This is a genomic window from Clostridium ragsdalei P11 (genome assembly GCF_001675165.1).
Taxonomy (GTDB): Bacteria; Bacillota; Clostridia; order Clostridiales; family Clostridiaceae; genus Clostridium_B; species Clostridium_B ragsdalei.
Genome location: NZ_LROS01000052.1, coordinates 1 through 2,039 on the forward strand (window position 1 = coordinate 1; position 2,039 = coordinate 2,039).

Below are 2,039 nucleotides of genomic sequence, written 5' to 3' on the forward strand. Positions count from 1 at the left end.
ATCTTATCTTGAGGTGGGCTTCACACTTAGATGCTTTCAGCGTTTATCCCTTCCCAACTTGGCTACCCAGCTATGCTCCTGGCGGAACAACTGGTTCACCAGCGGTCGGTCCATCCCGGTCCTCTCGTACTAAGGACAGCTCCTCTCAAATTTCCTGCGCCCGCGACGGATAGGGACCGAACTGTCTCACGACGTTCTGAACCCAGCTCGCGTGCCGCTTTAATGGGCGAACAGCCCAACCCTTGGGACCTACTTCAGCCCCAGGATGCGACGAGCCGACATCGAGGTGCCAAACCTCCCCGTCGATGTGAACTCTTGGGGGAGATCAGCCTGTTATCCCCGAGGTAGCTTTTATCCGTTGAGCGATGGCCCTCCCACGAGGTACCACCGGATCACTAAGCCCGACTTTCGTCCCTGCTCCACTTGTTTGTGTCGCAGTCAAGCTCCCTTCTGCCTTTGCACTCTTCGAAGAATTTCTAACCCTTCTGAGGGAACCTTTGTACGCCTCCGTTACTTTTTAGGAGGCGACCGCCCCAGTCAAACTGCCCGCCTAACATTGTCCCGTCTCCAGTTTCATGGAGCCCGGTTAGAATTCCAGTACTGTCAGGGTGGTATCCCAACATCGACTCGGTAATGGCTGGCGCCACTACTTCCTAGTCTCCCACCTATCCTGTACAGACAATACCGAAATTCAGTGCTAAACTGCAGTAAAGCTCTACGGGGTCTTTCCGTCCAATCGCGGGTAGCAAGCATCTTCACTTGCACTTCAATTTCGCCGGATTTGTTGTCGAGACAGTGCTCAAATCATTACGCCATTCGTGCGGGTCGGAACTTACCCGACAAGGAATTTCGCTACCTTAGGACCGTTATAGTTACGGCCGCCGTTTACTGGGGCTTAAGTTCTGACCTTCGCTTGCGCTAAGTCTTCCCCTTAACCTTCCAGCACCGGGCAGGCGTCAGCTCCTATACTTCAGCTTTCGCTTTAGCAGAAACCTGTGTTTTTGATAAACAGTTGCTTGAGCCTTTTCTCTGCGGCCACTTGCGTGGCTCTCCTTCTCCCTAAGTTACGGAGTTAATTTGCCTAGTTCCTTAACAACAATTCTTCCGATGGTCTTAGGATTCTCTCCTCACCTACCTGTGTCGGTTTGCGGTACGGGCACATAAAAGCTCCATAGAGACTTTTCTCGGCAGCGTGAAATCAGGTACTTCCCCTTGCGGGTTCCCCATCACACCTCATCATTGATATACCGGATTTTCCTGGTATACCTGACTCGGTGCTTAGACATACATCCATTTGTATGCACACCTTATCCTCCTGCGTCATCCCTTTTGTCAAACGCTTTTATGCGGTATCGGAATTTCAACCGATTGTCCATCACCTACGCCTTTCGGCCTCGGCTTAGGTCCCGACTTACCCTGGGCGGACGAACCTTCCCCAGGAAACCTTAGGTTTTCGACCAATAAGATTCTCACTTATTTCTCGCTACTTATGCCAGCATTCTCTCTCCTGTACAATCCACTGTTCCTTCCGGTACAACTTCAACTCATACAGGATGCTCCTCTACCACTCTTTCGAGTCCACAGCTTCGGTGGTAAGTTTTAGCCCCGGACATTTTCGGCGCATGATCTCTTGACTAGTGAGCTATTACGCACTCTTTAAATGAGTGGCTGCTTCTGAGCCAACATCCTAGTTGTCTTAGAAATCACACATCCTTTCCCACTTAACTTACACTTTGGGACCTTAGCTGGTGGTCTGGGCTGTTTCCCTTTTGACCACGGATCTTATCATTCGCAGTCTGACTGCCGGAATTCAAGTATATGGCATTCGGAGTTTGATAAGGTTCAGTAACTGTTGTCAGCCCCTACCCCATTCAGTGCTCTACCTCCATTACTCATTTCCGACGCTAGCCCTAAAGCTATTTCGAGGAGAACCAGCTATCTCCGAGTTCGATTGGAATTTCTCCGCTATCCACAGCTCATCCCATGGTTTTTCAACACCAACGTGGTTCGGTCCTCCACGGAATTTTACTTCCGCTTCA

1 rRNA gene is annotated in these 2,039 nt (G+C 50.6%); it reads right to left on the bottom strand.

Annotation, left to right across the window (positions count from 1 at the left end):
- Window positions 1-2,039, bottom strand: a 23S ribosomal RNA gene (locus CLRAG_RS16155); the annotation flags it as partial.